Here is a 17,033-nt window from a genome sequence, read left to right on the forward strand (position 1 = left end):
CCTATTCCGCGCCCTCACCACCGGCATCGGTCTCACCGGCGGACTCGGACTCGGCGTCAGAATCGGCGTCAGAATCGACGTCGGCTTCGCTGTCGCTTTCGATCACCTTCTCGACGCCCGCAAGACGGGTGCCGCCATCAAGGTTGATCAATGTGACGCCCTGGGTCGAACGGCCCATTTCCCGGATGTCTTCCACCCGCGTGCGGATCAGCACGCCGCCGGTCGAAATCAGCATGATTTCGTCGCGGGTATCGACCAGCACCGCACCGACCACCGCACCGTTGCGCTCGCTCGACGCGATCGCCATGACCCCCTTGGTACCGCGGCCATGCTTCGGATACTCGGTCACCCGGGTACGCTTGCCGTAACCATTTTCAGTTGCCGTCAGCACGCTCAGTTCGTCGTTCTTCGACACGAGCATGCAGATCACGCTCTGACCGCCTTCGATCATCATCCCGCGCACGCCACGCGCAGTGCGGCCCATCGGACGCACGTCAGCCTCCGCGAAACGCACGGCCTTGCCGGCGTCCGAGAACAGCATGATGTCGTCGGTGCCGTCGGTGATTGCGACGCCGATCAGCACGTCGCCCTCGTCCAGATCCACGGCGATGATGCCGGCCTTGCGCGGGTTGCCGAAGTCCGACAGCGGCGTCTTCTTGACCGTGCCGCGGCCGGTCGCCATGAAGATGTAATGGTTTTCGTCGAATTCCCTGACCGGCAGCACCGCCGTGATCTTCTCGCCCTCCATCAGCGGGAACAGATTCACGATGGGTTTGCCGCGCGAGTTGCGCGAACCTTCCGGCGCTTCGTACACCTTGAGCCAGTAGACGCGACCGCGGCTGGAGAAACAAAGGATGTAGTCGTGCGTGTTGGCGATGAACAATTGGTCGACGAAGTCGTCTTCCTTCACCGCCGCCGCCTGCTTGCCGCGTCCGCCGCGGCGCTGCGAGCGGTAGTCGGCCAGCGGCTGGCGTTTGAAGTAACCACCGTGCGACAGCGTGACGACCATGTCCTGCTGGGCGATCAGATCCTCGATGCCCAGATCCTGGGTGTGCGTGACGATTTCGGAACGGCGGCCGTCTGCGAACTGGTCGCGGATCTGGCGCAGCTCGTCGGAAATGATCCAGTTGATGCGTTCCGGACGGGCCAGGATGTCGAGCAGGTCGATGATCTGCGCGATCACCTCCTTGTACTCCGACATGATCTTTTCCTGCTCCAGCCCGGTCAGGCGGGCCAGTTGCATGTCCAGAATGGCTTTGGCCTGCGCGTCCGACATGCGGTAGCCGTCGGCAAATGACCCATATGCGGCATCGAGACCGTCCGGACGGAAAGCTTCGGCACCGGCGCGGGCAAGCATTTCGTCGACCAGCGGTGAGGTCCACGGGCGCGACATCAGCGCGACCTGCGCTTCGGCGCGCGACGCCGAGGCCTTGATCAGCGCAATGATTTCATCAATGTTGGACAGGGCAACGGCCAGACCTTCCAGCACGTGACCACGCTCGCGCGCCTTGCGCAGCTCGAACACGGTACGACGCGTGATCACCTCGCGCCGGTGCGACAGGAAGCAGTCCAGCATTTCGCGCAGGTTCAGCAGGCGCGGGCGGCCATCGACCAGCGCCACCATGTTCATGCCGAAGGTGTCCTGCAGCTGCGTGAGCTTGTACAGGTTGTTCAGGATGACTTCCGGCACTTCGTTGCGCTTGAGTTCGACCACCACGCGCATGCCGGATTTGTCCGACTCGTCGCGGATGTCGGAAATGCCCTCGATCCGCTTTTCGTTCACGAGCTCGGCGATGCGCTCGAGCAAGGTCTTCTTGTTAACCTGGTAGGGCAACTCGTCGACGATGATGGCCTGGCGACTGCCGCGATCGATGTCCTCGAAGTGCGTGCGGGCGCGCATGACGACGCGGCCGCGGCCGGTCATGTAGCCCTCGCGCACGCCGGTAAGACCGTAAATGAATCCACTGGTCGGGAAATCGGGAGCCTGCACGATGTCGATCAACTGTTCGATCGTCGTATCCGGCTCTTTCAGCAGCAACTGGCAGGCGTCGAGTACTTCGCCGAGATTGTGCGGCGGAATGTTGGTCGCCATGCCCACGGCGATGCCGGCACTGCCATTGATCAGCAGGTTCGGGATACGGCTGGGCAGCACCAGCGGCTCCTGCTCCTTGCCGTCGTAGTTCGGCCCGAAATCGACGGTTTCCTTGTCGATGTCGGCCAGCAGTTCGGCTGCGATCTTGTCGAGCCGGCACTCGGTGTAACGCATTGCGGCAGCGTTATCGCCGTCTACCGATCCGAAATTGCCCTGACCATCGATCAGCGTGTAGCGCAGCGAGAAGTCCTGCGCCATGCGCACCAGCGTGTCGTAGATCGCCGAGTCGCCGTGCGGATGGTATTTACCCATGACGTCGCCGACGACGCGGGCGCACTTCACATAGGGGCGGTTCCACTGGATGTTCGCTTCGTGCATCGCGAACAGCACCCGGCGATGCACCGGTTTGAGGCCGTCGCGCACATCGGGCAGCGCGCGGCCAACGATCACGCTCATCGCGTAATCGAGGTAGGAATGCCGCATTTCGTCTTCGAGCGAAATGGGCAGCGTTTCCTTGGCAAAAGAAATGGTCATCTGAGGGCGGGAGGCGGACGGCGGCTGTCGTTGTATGAAACCAGTCAGACGGCGTGCTGTCTGTGCGGGCGGTTTGTGCAGCCAAACCGCAAGTTTAACATGCGCTTGCACTCGCCCCGGGGCCGCCGCACGTCACCCGGACAGACTAGACTTCGTCAAATCGCACCGACCTCTCCGCCGCCCGACACCCATGCAGACAGCGCAAGCGCCCATCGCCATCGACCTGTTGATCGAGGCCCGCTGGATCATCCCGGTCGAACCGGCCGGGGTGCTGCTCGAACATCACGCCGTTGCGGTCAGCAACGGCCGCATCGTTGATCTCCTGCCAGCTGAAGAAGCACGCCAGCGCTACGCACCGGTCGAACTCCGGACGCTGGACGAGCATGTGTTGATTCCGGGCCTGGTCAATGCACACAGCCACGCCGCGATGAATCTGCTGCGAGGCTACGCCGACGACCTGCCGCTGATGCGCTGGCTGACCGAGAACATATGGCCGGCCGAGCAGGAACACGTGAGCCACGACTTCGTCCGCGACGGAACCGCGCTTGCCTGCGCTGAAATGCTGCGCGGCGGCATCACCTGCTTCAACGACATGTACTTCTTCCCGGACGCTGCTGCCGAAGCTGCGATCGATCTTGGCATGCGCGCCGCCCTGGGCATTGTGGTGATCGAGTTTCCCAGCGCCTGGGCCAGCGACGCCGATCAGTACATCAGCCGAGGGCTCGCGGTGAGGGATCACTACAAATCCCATCCGCTGCTTCACTTCACATTGTCGCCGCATGCACCCTACACGGTCTCCGACACCACGTTCGAGCGCATCCGCACTCTGGCAGAGCAACTTGATCTGCCCGTCCACATCCATGTGCACGAGACACAATGCGAAATCGAGCAGAGCATTGCCCAACACGGCGTGAGGCCGCTTGAACGTCTGCGCCGGCTTGGGCTGATCGGCCCCGGACTGATCGCGGTGCACGCGGTGCATCTGGACGGCGACGAAATCGCGCTGCTGGCCCGCGAAGGTGCAAGCGTCACGCACTGCCCCACTTCCAACATGAAACTTGCAAGCGGGGCCGCGCCTGTCACAGCGCTGTTGAGGGCGGGCGTCAATGTCAGTCTCGGCAGCGACGGGGCCGCCAGCAACAACCGGCTTGACCTCTTTCAGGAGATGCGCCAGACAGGGCTTCTTGCCAAGCTGACCACGGGCGACGCGGCTGCGTTGCCGGCGACACAGTTGTTGCAAATGGCAACACTGGGTGGCGCGCGCGCGCTCGGTCTCGATCACCTTATCGGATCGATCAGCCCGGGCAAGTCGGCCGATCTCTGCGCCGTGGCCTTCGACGCAATGGAAACGCGGCCCTGTTACGCGCCCCTTTCGCACATTGTTTACGCCGCCGGTCGGGAACATGTCAGCGAAGTATGGGTCGCAGGAGAAGCCCGCGTCAGCCGTGGCATTCTGTTGCACCCGCACAACAACGAATTGAAGGCGCGCGGGCGGCTGTGGCAAACTAAGGTGATTAAATAACGGCTTGCCGCTGCCGTTCTGGCGGATATCGCTGGTGATCGTGGTTTCAGCAAAGACATTGCGGGCGTTTCGACCGGAATCTTGCGAATCCATGGAAGGTCCGATTTACAACCGATTCAAGTCTCATATGAGGGGATCATGCTAAAACAACTGACGCAAAAACCGCTGCTCATCGCTCTGCTCGCCGCTTCCGCCGGCTTTGCTTCGAATGCATCCGCGGCTGAAGACATCAAGGTCGACCCGAAAATCCAGGCCCACGTCCCGTACGTGATCGACAGCCGCGGCGTTGTTGTTCGCAGCGCAACCGGCCTGTGCTGGAGAACCGGATTCTGGACCCCGGCCTACGCCGCGTCAGTGCCTGCAGTCGGCTGCGCCTGCGACAAGGACCTGCTGCCGAAGGATGTTTGCGAGCCGCCCGCTCCGGTTGCTGCCCCGGCACCGAAGGCCGAACCGGCACCAGCACCGGCACCGGCACCGAAGCCCGCCGCGCAGAAGATCACCCTGTCGGCTGACGCCCTGTTCGACTTCGACAAGGCCGTGCTGCGCCAAGAAGGCAAGGACAAGATCGATGACGTGGTCAGCAAGCTCGGTTCCATCGACCTTGAAGTGATCATTGCCGTCGGCCACGCCGACCGAATCGGCAAGGAAAAGTACAACCAGACGCTGTCCGAGAAGCGCGCAGCTGCGGTCAAGGACTACATCGTCAGCAAGGGCGTCGAAGCTAACCGTGTGTACACGGAAGGCAAGGGCGAATCGCAGCCGGTTACGGGCGATGCCTGCATGAAGATGGGCGCAGAAAACTTCCGCAACAAGAAGCTGGTGAATTGCCTCCAGCCTGACCGTCGCGTGGATATCGAAATCATCGGCACCCAGAAGTAAGCGGGTCCCTTGATCTGAAAAGCCCTGCATTCGTGCAGGGCTTTTTTTCGCCTGGCTTTTCCGGAGGCTGCGTATACCATCGGCTGAAACCGATGAACGTCTTGCCCTGTCCATACGCACATGACTACTCAACAGAACGCCGATCCGCTCGAGCTCGAAAAGTTTTCCGAGCTCGCGCACCGCTGGTGGGATCCGGAATCGGAATTTCGCCCGCTGCATGAAATCAACCCTCTGCGCCTCGACTGGATAGACCGCTGCGTCGGCATCGCCGGCAAGCAAGTGCTCGACGTTGGGTGCGGCGGTGGCATCCTGTCGGAAAGCATGGCAGCGCGCGGCGCTGTGGTGACCGGCATCGATCTCGGCGAAAAAGCGCTGTCGGTCGCGCGCCTGCATTTGCTGGAAAGCGGCCGCATCGTGCGGTACGTACTCGAGTCCGCCGAAGACCACGCACGGGAAAATGCCGGCCAGTACGATGTGGTCACCTGCATGGAAATGCTGGAACACGTGCCCGATCCGGCGAGCACGATACGCGCCTGCGCAACAATGGTGCGCCCGGGCGGCACAGTCTTCTTCTCGACGCTCAACCGCAACCCGAAGTCCTGGCTGTTCGCCATCGTCGGTGCAGAATATGTCCTGCGCCTGTTGCCGCGCGGTACGCACGAATACGAAAAATTCATCAAACCGTCCGAACTCGCGCAGGACGCGCGAGCGGCAGGGCTGCGTGAAGCCGAGCTGATGGGGATGAGTTACAACCCGCTTACCAAGGTGTATTCGCTAGGTCGCGACACCTCAGTCAATTACCTGATGCGATGCGTGCGCGATGAATGAATTGCGTACGCGTGGTGTGCTGTTCGACCTGGACGGAACACTGGCCGACACCGCGCCCGACCTCGGCGGCGCGCTGAACCGGTTGCGCAGCGAATCCGGCCTGCCTGAACTGCCACCCGAAGTGCTGCGGCCACACACTTCGGCCGGCGCACGCGGCCTGATCGGCGCCGGATTCGGGATCACCCCGGACGACGAGCGCTATGCCGCCCTCGCCAGTCGGTTCCTGACGATTTACGAAACCGCGCTATGCGTCCAGACCCGCTTGTTTGAAGGCATGGGTGAAGTTCTGACCCGACTCGAACTCGCAAGCCTGCCCTGGGGCGTAGTCACGAACAAGGCGGCGCGCTTCACGCTGCCATTGATGCGCGAACTCGGTCTGCACGAACGCGCGTCCAGCATTGTCAGCGGTGACAGCGTCCCCGTGCCGAAACCGGATCCTGCAGGCCTGATTCTCGCGGCAGAGGAGATGGAAGTTGACCCGGCACGCTGCATCTACGTCGGCGATGACCTGCGCGACATCGACGCCGGGCGGGCCGCCGGCATGCGCACCGTTACGGCCGCCTTCGGCTATCTCGGCAGCGGCACGCACTACCGCGACTGGGGTGCCGACCACATCATCCACCACCCGCTCGAACTGCTCACCCTCTTGTAATCACCGTCGGGTGGTACCATATGCGTGCTGAGGGGGCGACCTGGTCTCGACGTGGGTCGCGAAGCAGCGCAGGGCATACCGAGGGTCGGAGTACCTCGTAAATCCAACCGAAAATTAGATAGTCGCCAACGACGAATCTTACGCTCTGGCCGCTTAAGGCCGGACGCTGCACCGACTGATTAGCGGGTCGGGCCGGGCAACCGGTCGCAGCGCCATTAACAGCTAAAGTAAGGATGCACTCCGCCGCGTGGTGCATCACGAAAACCAAGCGGATCGCCTTTCATCAGCCTGCCGGGTCGGCGGGTGACGGGTTAGACCAAATGGCCAGGCTAAGTATGTAGAACTGTCTGTGTAGGGCTTGCGGACGCGGGTTCGATTCCCGCCGCCTCCACCAATCGAACGATAACCCACTGATTCGTCAGTGGGTTTTTCGTTTCTGCCGTTGACCAGGACGGTTTCCTCACGTCGGTATGTCGCAGGCTGGTGCGTGGTTCGCCGCATCCATAGGCCCATTAACCGCTGCGCCATTTCGTTCGCGCACCATCTGTATGAAGGCAGACGATCCGCAGGGTCTTGAGAACAGGAAGCCCTGGTAGGCGTCACAGCCGCGTTTTTCGAGGAAAGCGACCTGGGCCGGGGTTTCGACGCCTTCGGCCACGGTGCGCAAGCCGAGCTTCTGGGCGAGTGCGAGGATGGCGTCGACCAGCACATCATCACTGGCATCAACTTCGATGTCGTGGATGAAACTGCGGTCGATCTTGAGCGTGCGCACCGGAAACTGCTTGAGCTTGCTGAGCGACGAGTAGCCGGTACCAAAGTCGTCAATGGTCAGGTGCACACCCAGCGCAGCAAGACGGTGCAGGGTTTCGAGCGCTTGATCGACGTGCTCCATGATCGAGCTTTCGGTGATTTCAAGATGCAGCAGCGACGCTGGACACTGGCTGTCCGCAAGTGCCTGCGCGACCGATTCATCGAGCGAAGGTACGCTGAACTGGCGCGCCGACAGATTGACCGCCACCGGAATATCCCCCAGTCCGAGCGTCCGCCAGACCTGCGCCTGACGGCAGGCCTCGCGCAGCACCCACTGGCCGATCGGCACGATGAGCCCGGTTTCCTCGGCGATCGGTATGAACTGGATCGGCGACACCAGCCCGCGCTGCGGATCCTGCCAGCGGACAAGCGCTTCGGCCGACGTAACAAGACCGCTGCGCGCATCGATGATGGCCTGGAAGTGCAGTCGCAGCTCGCCCTGATCAAGCGCGCGGCGCAGGCCGGCTTCGACCTGCAGACGCTCAACCATCACCTGCATCATTTCGGGCGTGAAGAATGCCATGGCGTTCCCGCCCTGATCCTTGGCACGGTACATCGCCGTATCGGCGTGCTGCAGCAACGCATCGGCGGTGGCACCATCGCGTGGAAAGACAGCGATGCCCAGACTGGTCGTGACTGACAGGACCTGCAGACCGACCTCGACCGGCGCTGCAAGTGCGCACAGTATCTTCCGCGCCACCGGCACGATGTGGTCCGCATCGGCCATGTCGGCGAGCACGACGACAAACTCGTCACCGCCCAGCCGCGCCACGGTATCGCCCTCGCGCACGCACCGGCTCAGACGACCCGCAACTTCCTGCAGCAGCAGGTCGCCCTGGCTGTGCCCCAGGCTGTCGTTCACCGTCTTGAACCGGTCGAGGTCCAGCATCAGCACGCCCGCTACGCGATTCACACGTCGCGCGTGGGCCCAGTGCATGGCCTAGCCGGTCAGTAAGCATGTGACGATTGGCCAGGCCGGTCAGCGCATCGATGCACGCCTGCCGCTCCAGCGCCTCGTTGTTGCGGGCAATTTGCTGACGTTGCTGGTCCAGCGAACACGCCATGCGGTCAAGTGCCTGCATGACCTCGCCGAGTTCGCCCCGCGGATACTGCGCGTCGCCCGGGAGGCTGTAATCGCCGGCATCCACCCGCGAGATCGCCTGCATCAGACGCATGGTCTGCCGTCGCACCGCAAACTCGCCCAGTACGGCGGCGCTGGCAAAAATGAGCACTGCCAGCGCAACGAGCGCTCCGAGCGCCCGCCTGAACTGGCTGTCTATTCGTTCGTTCAGATCGGCCTCTGGCACACTCAGCGCGAGATGCAGATCTGCGGCCGGCGTACGCGGCAGCGCAGAACGCGCCCAGATGCGGGCGCCCGATCCCGGATCCAGAGTTTCGGTGCGCCCCGGACTGGCCGCCAGCATGAATCGGCGCGGCGCGGGTCCGATATCCATCGCAGCCTGCTGAGCACCGGGGAAATCCATGACGATGGAACCATCATGGTTCCAGACCTGGAAATGCATGCGCGCATAAGGCAGCGCCTTGGCCACCGCGCGGCCGTATGTATCCATATCCAGCGACGCAAGCAGGATGTAGCGCAGCGCGCCGTCCGCCGCGCGCACCGGATAGGCGATCTGCAACACGCCCTTGCCGGTCAGACGCCCGATCACCGGTTCCACCACCGGGCCATCCGAGCTCAGCGCCCGCTGGAAGTAGCCCCGGTCATCCAGCTGCAGCGTACGACCACTGCGCAGCGAGTCGCAGTGCAGCCGGCCGTCTGGCAGGATGGTCAGGATGCCCGTGTACTGGGGATGTTCCTTCAGCACGTCGGCAAGAAAGGCCGAGCACGCTACCTCGTCATCACTGCCAACGACGCCCACGCGACCCAGACCGAAAAGCAACTGGGCCGTGCCGGCGATCCTGTCGTCGAGTTCGCCGGCAATGATGTCGGTACGCGCGATGAGTTGCTCGCGCGCCTGCGCCACAGTGGCGCTGCGGTTTTCCAGCAGCAGCCAGAGCATGGCGAGCACCGGCAACACGGAGGCCGCCAGCGCCAGCAGCAATATGCGCGTACGCAGACTCACGCCAGAGCGCCGCGGGAGGATCGATCCGCCTTCATGCCGTGCACCGCCTCCCTGATCATGGCCCGGATTCCAGCTCGTGATCATGATATCGGCTTGAATCTTCAACACTGAAGATTCGGCGGGGTGGTCTGTCGCAGCGCCTGTAAGCACCCAGGAATTGGGCGGTCGATCGTGCAGCCGTTCCGGCTTCCGGTCTTGTGGATGGCGGACGCGGGACGCCCGCCCGGACAAATGCTGCTTACACGCCCGTCACCCCTGACGTGTCAAGCAGGCACTCTTTCAGTTGCCTCGAACCATCGCCATCACCCGGCCCATGTCCAGTGTTTCGGCCTGCTGTCGAATCTGTGGCAGGTACTGCGTCTGCATCTGCTTCGCCGGCGCGAGCAGGTTCTGGAAGGTATCGCGCAGCATCGTGGTATTCATCACGCGACCGCCGGCGTAATAGCGCTTCGCCAGTTGCCCGAGCGCGTAGGTGGTGGCGAACGAAAACGCCATCCCGGTCGCCGCGCCGCCCAGCTTGCCGAAGGTCTTGCCGGCCGCCTTTCCCAGCAGGCCGCCAAGCAGCTTGCGGCCGAACTGTTCGAGGTATTGCGACGTGAGCCCGACGCCGGCCGCGGCGATGAACTCCCGGATGTGGCCCTGATCCAGCGTCACACCGTGCGCCTTGCCGATGCCATAGACCATCTTGACCTGCAGAGGGATGATGGCCATCGACGCCCAGGACTGCGGCAGCAGCTCCAGCGCACCATTGATCAGCGAGTGGTTGAGGATGGATTTGTCGAGTTCGGCCTCCGGCACCGACGACTGGAACACTGTCGCCCCCACCGCCGCAGGTGCCGGCACCACCGGACGCGTTGCGTCACCGGCGGACACCGGCACCGCCACCTCGCTTGATGCCACGATGGCATCGACTTCGGCGTCAAAGTTGGCCACCTGCTGCGCATCGAGCAGCAGACGGGTCTTCAGATCGCCAAGAAAGCGCTGTTCCGCTTCGCTCTGCCGGCCATCGGCGTCGCAGACGCACACCGCCATTTCATAAGCGAGCTGGCGCTGGCCCACGTCGGTCAGCGCGGCGATGCGCGCATCGAGCGAAACGCGCCTGAGCAGCACGTCCTGATAGACGCGTCCCAGATCGGCGCCGCCCGCTTCCCCTGAAATGGATTCGGCGATACGGCGGATTTCATCTCGTTCGCGGTCATGCTTGCTACCGTCGGCGAGCGCTGCATGCAGCACGATGGCCAGCAGGGCGCTCTGTTCTTCGGGCTTCATGCCGTCACTCCGGTTGGGTTACTCGACTGCATCGCTGACGCACTCATTGCGCAGCCTTCAGCGCAGCGATGCGTTCTTCCAGCGGCGGGTGCGTCATGAACAGGCGCTTGAGGCCGCCATTGCCGCCGCCCGCGATGCCGAACGCGGCCATCTTGTCGGGCAGCGGCTGCGGATGCAGCGAGTTCAGGCGCTCCAGCGCGGCGATCATGTTGCTGCGGCCGGCCAGTCGTGCGCCGCCGGTGTCGGCACGGAATTCGCGACGACGCGAAAACCACATGACGATGATGGATGCGAGAACGCCGAGGATCAGTTCGGCCACGATCATGGTGACGAAAAAGGCCGGGCCATGACCGTTTTCGTTCTTGAACACGACCCGGTCGACCGTATGGCCGATGACGCGCGACAGGAACATCACGAAGGTATTCACGACGCCCTGTATCAGCGCGAGCGTAACCATGTCGCCGTTGGCGGCGTGCGCCACCTCGTGCCCGATGACCGCTTCGGCCTCGGCACGGGTCATCTGCTGCAACAGGCCGCTGGACACTGCGATGAGCGAACTGTTCTTGCTCATTCCCGTAGCAAACGCATTCACGTCGGGCGCATCGTAGATACCGACCTCGGGCATCTTGATGCCGGCTTCTTCCGAATACTTGCGCACCGTCTCATACAGCCAGAACTCGGTCGAGTTCGCCGGCGTTTCGATCACCCGCACGCCCATCGCCCTCTTGGCCGTCCATTTCGAGATGGCGAGCGAAATCAGCGAGCCGCCGAAACCCATCACAGCGGCGAAAATCAGCAAAGAGCCCAGGTTGAGCCCGTTCTCGTTCAGGTAGGGCTCGACGCCCAGCAAACGCATGGTGATGGACAGGACCAGCACGATGGCCATGTTGGTGGCGAGGAACAGCAGGACGCGTTTCATGGCGTGAATCTCCTTTTTCTTCGGCGGGCAACGCGCACCGCCTTCGGTGAATCGGCGTGGCGCACCGGGGCGCAACACGTGTCAGTGTCCGATACTAGTGCTGCGTCAAACATCGAACAATACGAACTAGACTACGTTTAACTTCCTTCTTTCAGAAGTTTTGACCACTTGAGAAGATCGGCGCATATCCACGCCGGTCCGGCGCGACAGCCAGGCATCGTCCGCTGTCCGTCGCTCATCCGCCACAGACTGATTTTGCGCCGCAGCATCCGAATGCGCATACTGTGACCTGAACGAAGCCGGAGTGTTTTCATGCCTGTCACTGCTGTACGGATCCGGGTGCTCGGAGCACTCGTCGCACTTCTTCTCTCACCGCTCGCACCGGCGCTTGACTCACCGCCGCCGCTGAACCTCGATCAACGGCATTTCACCGTCTCGGGCTTGTCGTCCGGCGCCGCCATGGCGGTGCAGATGGGTGTTGCGCATTCGTCGCGGGTGCGCGGCATCGGCATCGTGTCCGGGCCGCCCTATCTGTGCGCGCAGGGTTTCGTCACCAAGGCGACCAATGACTGCCTGACGCTGGGTCGCACCTGGTTGCGCGAACTGTTCGGACCGATGTTCGGGCTGTCGCTGTTCAGTTCGGGCGAGCGCGACATCGAAGTGCAGGACCTGATCGCCGACACGAAGAAGCTGGCGCAGCGCGAACGCATCGACCCTGTCTCCAACATGGCCGGCCAACGCATCTGGGAATACCGCGGCAGCGAAGACCGCGTGGTCGGCGCCAAGGCATCGGCAGCGCAGCACACCTTTTTCCTGCATTTCAACGGTCTGATCGTGCGCGGAGAGCCGCGCGCCACGCCGCATACCCTGCCGACGAACGATCCCGCGCAGGGCGCGTGCGACGCCAGCGACGAGGATTTCGTCAGCGGCTGTGATTTCGATGCCGCCGGCTTCATGCTGCGCAGCCTGTACAAGAAGCCGCGCGCCCGGGCGGACGACGGCGCCGGCCAGTGGTACGCGCTGCGCCAGGCCGACTACGTTCCGGTCACACCCGGCATGGCCGATCCCGAAGCCGCAATGCGCATGCTGGGTCTGGCCGAATCGGCTCATGTATTCGTGCCCGAGCGTTGCCGGGACGAAAAGTGCGGCATCCATGTCGCGCTGCACGGTTGCCGGCAGGGCATGACGGACGAAAGTTTCCAGGCCTTCAGCGAAGGCGGGGGCTACACGCGCTGGGCCGGGCCACTCCGTCTGGTGCTGCTGTTTCCGCGCGTCGGCGCGATCAAGCCGCTGGAACGCGGCAGCTGGGATAGCGTTGGCAATCCGATGGGCTGCTGGGACTGGTGGGGCTACACCACGCCGACCGACCTGCACGGCTACGCCACGCGCGATGCGCCGCAGATCCGCACACTGATGAATATGGTGGACAAACTCGGCAAGCCTGAATAAGCGACACCACTGGGCCGGCGAAGCGCTCAGGCAGCCAGCGCCTCGACGGGCTCGACGGCGGCCAGCAAGATGCGCTCGATATCATTGTTGGCGCGCACCGGCCGCAGTTGCTGGTACAGCACCTCAGCCTGTGGATAGGTACGCCGCAGCAGGTTCAGCCACTGCTTGAGCCGGCCGGCCGCGTGCCGCGCTTCCACATGGCCGAGCACGCGCCGCCAGTACTCGGCCAGCAGCGGCATCAGGCAAAGCCAGTCCTGCTCCGGCGCAGTCGCAGCCTCACCCCGGATGTGCCGGCGGATGCGTTCGGCAAGCAGCGGGTCGGCTACAGCGCCTCGGCCGAGCATCACGTCACCCAGGCCGCTTTCCGCGCGGCAGCGCAGGTAATCCTCCACCGTCCAGATTTCGCCATTGGCGATCACCGGCACCTTCACCGATTCGGCAATGCGCGCGACCCACGGCCAATGCGCCGGCGGACGGTAGCCGTCGGCCTTGGTGCGGGCATGCACGACTATCATCTGCGCGCCGCCGTCAGCCAGTGCCTGCGCCGCCTCGATGGCGCGCGCGGTGTCCTTCACGCCGAGCCGCATCTTGGCGGTGAAGGGTACGCGGCCGGCCACCGCACGGCTCACTTCCCGGACGATGTCGAACAGCAGTTCCGGCTCGTCGAGCAGCACCGCGCCGCCGCGATGGCGGTTCACCGTCGGCGCCGGGCAGCCAAAATTCAGATCGATGCCCGCCGGATGCAGTTGCGCCAGCAGGTCTGCGTTGTCGGCGAGGCAGGCCGGATCGGAGCCGAGCAATTGCACGCGCAGCGGCACGCCACCGGCCGTTTTCGACTGTGCGAGCAGTTCAGGCGCGACCCGCGTGTAGACGCGTGCCGGCAGCAGCATATTGGTGACACGGACGAATTCGGTGACGCACCAGTCGTAGCGCGTCGCCTGCGTGACGACAGCACGCAGGCGTGCATCAAGCAGGCCTTCCATCGGCGCAAGCAGCAATCGGGGTGAGTCGGGCGACGGGACAAACATGCGGGCCGGTGGCGCCGGCAGGGCGCGAAACGCTGGAAGGAGCTCGATTATCGCCGCATCGGGCGGTCCTTGCGCGCGATGACGCGGTCGGGCGATCAGACGGTGAGCGAACCGTCATGCGTAATGTGTGGTGCCCGGAGCGGGAATTGAACCCGCATGACTTGCGTCGAGGGATTTTAAGTCCCTTGTGTCTACCAGTTTCACCATCCGGGCGTCGGTCGCCTGCCACGTGTTTGCCGTGGCAGGCGACTCGAAAATAGCATGGGTGCGCACAAGGCGGCGCGCCGACCGGTCAGCGCCGCAACACGCTCAGTCGCGGTGCAGCGCTTTTGCTGCCCACCTCGCCGATGACCGCCGGCGCGGAAAAGCCGTGGCGATCGAACACGGCGCAAACGGCATCGAGGCTGGCCGCCTCGCACGACACGAGCAGGCCGCCGCTGGTCTGCGGGTCGGTCAGCAGGGCGCGGTCTTCGGCGGCGAAAGCCTCCGGCAGCAACACTTCGCTGCCGTAGCCGCCCCAGTTGCGACCCGAAGCGCCGGTGACGCATCCCGCGAGCGCAAGCGCGCGCACGCCGTCGAGCAGCGGCACCTTCGCCCAGTCGATGTGCAGGTCGCAGCCGGCACCGCGCGCCAGTTCAAGCGCATGGCCGGCGAGCCCGAACCCTGTCACATCGGTCATCGCATGCACACCCGGCAGCGCGGCAAGATCAGGCCCGGGCGTATTCAGTTTTGTTGTCGTGGCGATCATGCGGGCGTATCCGGCGTCATCGAGTACGCCCTTCTTCAGCGCCGCCGAAAGAATGCCGACACCAAGCGGCTTGCCGAGCACCAGCAGATCGCCCGGCCGGGCATCGGCATTGCGACGCACTTGCGCAGGATGCACCAGCCCCATGGCGACCAGACCGTAGATCGCTTCGACCGAGTCGATCGTGTGACCGCCCGCCACCGGAATGCCGGCATCGCGGCACACGCTGGCGCCGCCTTCGAGAATGCGGCCGATGGTGGCAACCGACAGCACGTTGATCGGCATGCCGACCAGCGCCAGCGCCATGATGGGCCGCCCACCCATGGCATAGACATCGCTCAGCGCGTTGGTGGCCGCGATGCGCCCGAAGTCGTACGGATCGTCGACGATGGGCATGAAAAAATCGGTCGTGGCGACCAGTGCCTGTTCGTCGTTCAGCCGGTACACCGCCGCGTCATCCGACGTTTCGATGCCGACCATCAGTTCCGGTGGCAGCGGCATCGCGGGCATGCCGCGCAGGATGTCCGACAGCACGCCGGGCGCGATCTTGCAGCCGCAGCCCCCGCCATGCGACAGCGAGGTCAGACGGGGTTCGATGCCCGGCGCGGCAGGGGTCGAAGGGGTGGTCATCAGGCAATCCGGTGATTGAAGCGCTGGCAGTGGTGTGGATTCGAGAACTTGCCCCGCCGCATCCGGACGCGGAAAGACCGGATGCAGGGCGTGGGGAACAACGCACGGCAAGCCCCCGGAAGGAGGCTTCCAGGGGGCGTCTGCACTGAAAGACTTCCTGCCGCGCACGTCCGCGGCAGGAAGCCGGTCAGCCCAGCCGCCCTGCCCTGCGCAGCGTTTCGACGATCTGCTCGACCTGCTCTTCGGCGACCCCATCGGGTACCGCCAGCACGCTGCCGGTTTCGTCCAGCGCCGCCTGCGATGTACCGGAGGCGACCGCCAGCTCGATGTGCTCGCCCGCCGCGATCACCGCACCCAGGCTTGGCGGCTGTGCCGATTCGGCATCGATGACGACGATCAGGCCGGCGTCGAGCAACAGCCCGGCGACGCGCAGCAGGTCGGCGGTGGCGGCAGGTACGGTCAGCGTATGGCGGCCGAGCGACATCAGCTTCTGCTCCAGCCGGGTCGCGTCGATGCCTTCGCCGGCCCACAGCAGCAGCGGCGACTGCTGCTTGAGTGCCGCGCGTGCGGTGCGGCCGGTGTCGAGCTGCGTCCAGCCGAGATCGCGCGGCTTGCTGCGGGCGCCGTGCAGCAGGCCGGCGCCGACCGTGTTGTTGCTCAGGCGGTCGATCAGGATGAAGCTGCCGGTGTCGTGCACCGCTTCATACGGATCGAAGGCGATCAGGCGGTCGGTCACCAGCGTGACGCGGCCGATTTCGTTCAGTGCCAGCGAAGCCGCCTCGCCGCGCTCCATCGTGTTCACATTGACGCGGTACTCGATCGCGTTGATGGTGGCGCCGACGGTGCGCGTGCCGCTCTTCATCAGATAGCTGCGGCCGGTGGCGAGCGCTTCGTCACTCATCCACACCAGCGTGGCGTCGAAACTGTCGCCTGCGCCGGACGGTTGCGCCGCCGCGACGATGACGTCGCCGCGGCTGCAGTCGATCTCGTCGCTCAGCGTCAGCGTGACCGACTGGCCGGCGACGGCTTCAGTCATGTCGCCACCGGACACGACGATGCGCTCGACCGTGCTGTCTCGACCGGAGGGCTGCACGCGGATACGGTCGCCCGGGCGCACCGTGCCCGAAGCGATCAGTCCGGAGAAGCCGCGGAAGTCGAGGTTGGGTCGATTGACCCACTGCACCGGCAGGCGGAACGGGCCGCTCGTCTGGATGTCGTCGATCGGCACCGTTTCGAGATGCTCCATCAGCGTCGGGCCGGCATACCAGGGCGTGCGATCGCTCTTGTCGGTGATGTTGTCGCCCCGGAGCGCCGACATCGGAATGCACAGGATGTCGTTCAGCCCGATCTGCGCCGCGAAGGCACGGTAGTCACGCTCGATGCGGTCATACACGTCCTGCGAAAAGCCGACCAGATCCATTTTGTTGATCGCCACCACCACGCGCCTGATGCCGATCAGCGACACCAGGAAGCTGTGGCGGCGCGTCTGCGTCTGCACGCCGTGACGGGCGTCGACCAGGATGATCGCCAGGTCGGCCGTCGACGCACCGGTCACCATGTTCCGCGTGTATTGCTCGTGGCCCGGCGTGTCG

General features: G+C 64.1%; 12 protein-coding genes, 1 tRNA gene and 1 other RNA gene. 6 read left to right on the forward strand and 8 right to left on the reverse strand.

Features of this window, described 5'->3' with window-relative positions:
- Position 1: 1 nt before the first annotated feature.
- On the reverse strand, positions 2 to 2,626 hold the full coding sequence (gene gyrA / locus Q8Q80_RS00480; RefSeq protein WP_305631047.1) for a DNA gyrase subunit A: 2,625 nt from the start codon (positions 2,624 to 2,626) through the stop codon (positions 2 to 4).
- 190 nt (positions 2,627 to 2,816) lie between these two features.
- Here gyrA and Q8Q80_RS00485 point away from each other — a divergent pair, with 190 nt between their 5' ends.
- From Q8Q80_RS00485 to ssrA, 5 genes are all read left to right on the forward strand, one after another.
- Complete coding sequence (locus tag Q8Q80_RS00485) at positions 2,817 to 4,148, forward strand: TRZ/ATZ family hydrolase (protein WP_305631048.1); 1,332 nt, start codon at positions 2,817 to 2,819, stop codon at positions 4,146 to 4,148.
- 138 nt (positions 4,149 to 4,286) lie between these two features.
- Complete coding sequence (locus tag Q8Q80_RS00490) at positions 4,287 to 5,027, forward strand: OmpA family protein (RefSeq protein ID WP_371132658.1); 741 nt, start codon at positions 4,287 to 4,289, stop codon at positions 5,025 to 5,027.
- Between the two features lie 120 nt (positions 5,028 to 5,147).
- Complete coding sequence (gene ubiG, locus Q8Q80_RS00495) at positions 5,148 to 5,855, forward strand: bifunctional 2-polyprenyl-6-hydroxyphenol methylase/3-demethylubiquinol 3-O-methyltransferase UbiG (protein WP_305631050.1); 708 nt, start codon at positions 5,148 to 5,150, stop codon at positions 5,853 to 5,855.
- A complete protein-coding gene (locus tag Q8Q80_RS00500; protein WP_305631051.1) occupies positions 5,848 to 6,507 on the forward strand; it encodes an HAD family hydrolase in 660 nt (219 codons plus the stop codon). Before ubiG ends, Q8Q80_RS00500 begins: the two co-directional genes overlap by 8 nt.
- Before the next feature lie 31 nt (positions 6,508 to 6,538).
- Positions 6,539 to 6,901, forward strand: a transfer-messenger RNA (tmRNA) gene (gene ssrA / locus Q8Q80_RS00505).
- A gap of 66 nt (positions 6,902 to 6,967) precedes the next feature.
- On the opposite strand, the gene Q8Q80_RS00510 is transcribed toward ssrA, so the two are convergent.
- From Q8Q80_RS00510 to htpX, 3 genes are all read right to left on the reverse strand, one after another.
- Positions 6,968 to 8,254 (reverse strand): putative bifunctional diguanylate cyclase/phosphodiesterase, encoded by a 1,287-nt coding sequence (locus tag Q8Q80_RS00510; RefSeq protein ID WP_371132657.1) that lies wholly within the window; start codon positions 8,252 to 8,254, stop codon positions 6,968 to 6,970.
- 1,426 nt (positions 8,255 to 9,680) lie between these two features.
- Positions 9,681 to 10,670, reverse strand: a complete 990-nt coding sequence (locus Q8Q80_RS00520) for a YcjF family protein (protein WP_305631053.1) — start codon at positions 10,668 to 10,670, stop codon at positions 9,681 to 9,683.
- Positions 10,671 to 10,713: 43 nt separating this feature from the next.
- Complete coding sequence (htpX, locus tag Q8Q80_RS00525; RefSeq protein ID WP_305631054.1) at positions 10,714 to 11,589, reverse strand: protease HtpX; 876 nt, start codon at positions 11,587 to 11,589, stop codon at positions 10,714 to 10,716.
- Between the two features lie 312 nt (positions 11,590 to 11,901).
- Here htpX and Q8Q80_RS00530 point away from each other — a divergent pair, with 312 nt between their 5' ends.
- Complete coding sequence (locus Q8Q80_RS00530) at positions 11,902 to 13,038, forward strand: hypothetical protein (protein WP_305631055.1); 1,137 nt, start codon at positions 11,902 to 11,904, stop codon at positions 13,036 to 13,038.
- Between the two features lie 26 nt (positions 13,039 to 13,064).
- Here the strand turns inward: Q8Q80_RS00530 and Q8Q80_RS00535 are convergent, their stop codons facing one another.
- The 4 genes from Q8Q80_RS00535 to Q8Q80_RS00550 all read right to left on the reverse strand — a co-directional run.
- Entirely contained in the window at positions 13,065 to 14,021 is a 957-nt protein-coding gene (locus tag Q8Q80_RS00535) for a tRNA-dihydrouridine synthase (protein ID WP_305631056.1), read from the reverse strand.
- A gap of 173 nt (positions 14,022 to 14,194) precedes the next feature.
- Positions 14,195 to 14,279: transfer RNA gene (locus Q8Q80_RS00540), tRNA-Leu, on the reverse strand.
- A 79-nt stretch (positions 14,280 to 14,358) separates the two neighbouring features.
- Positions 14,359 to 15,441 carry a selenide, water dikinase SelD gene (selD, locus tag Q8Q80_RS00545; RefSeq protein ID WP_305631057.1) on the reverse strand — a complete coding sequence of 361 codons (1,083 nt, stop codon included), beginning with the start codon at positions 15,439 to 15,441 and terminating at the stop codon, positions 14,359 to 14,361.
- Between the two features lie 187 nt (positions 15,442 to 15,628).
- The coding region (locus Q8Q80_RS00550; RefSeq protein WP_305631058.1) for a GTP-binding protein at positions 15,629 to 17,033 on the reverse strand (1,405 nt) is incomplete at its 5' end.

Origin of the sequence: Methyloversatilis sp. (genome assembly GCF_030698125.1) — a bacterium.
Lineage (GTDB): Bacteria > Pseudomonadota > Gammaproteobacteria > Burkholderiales > Rhodocyclaceae > Methyloversatilis.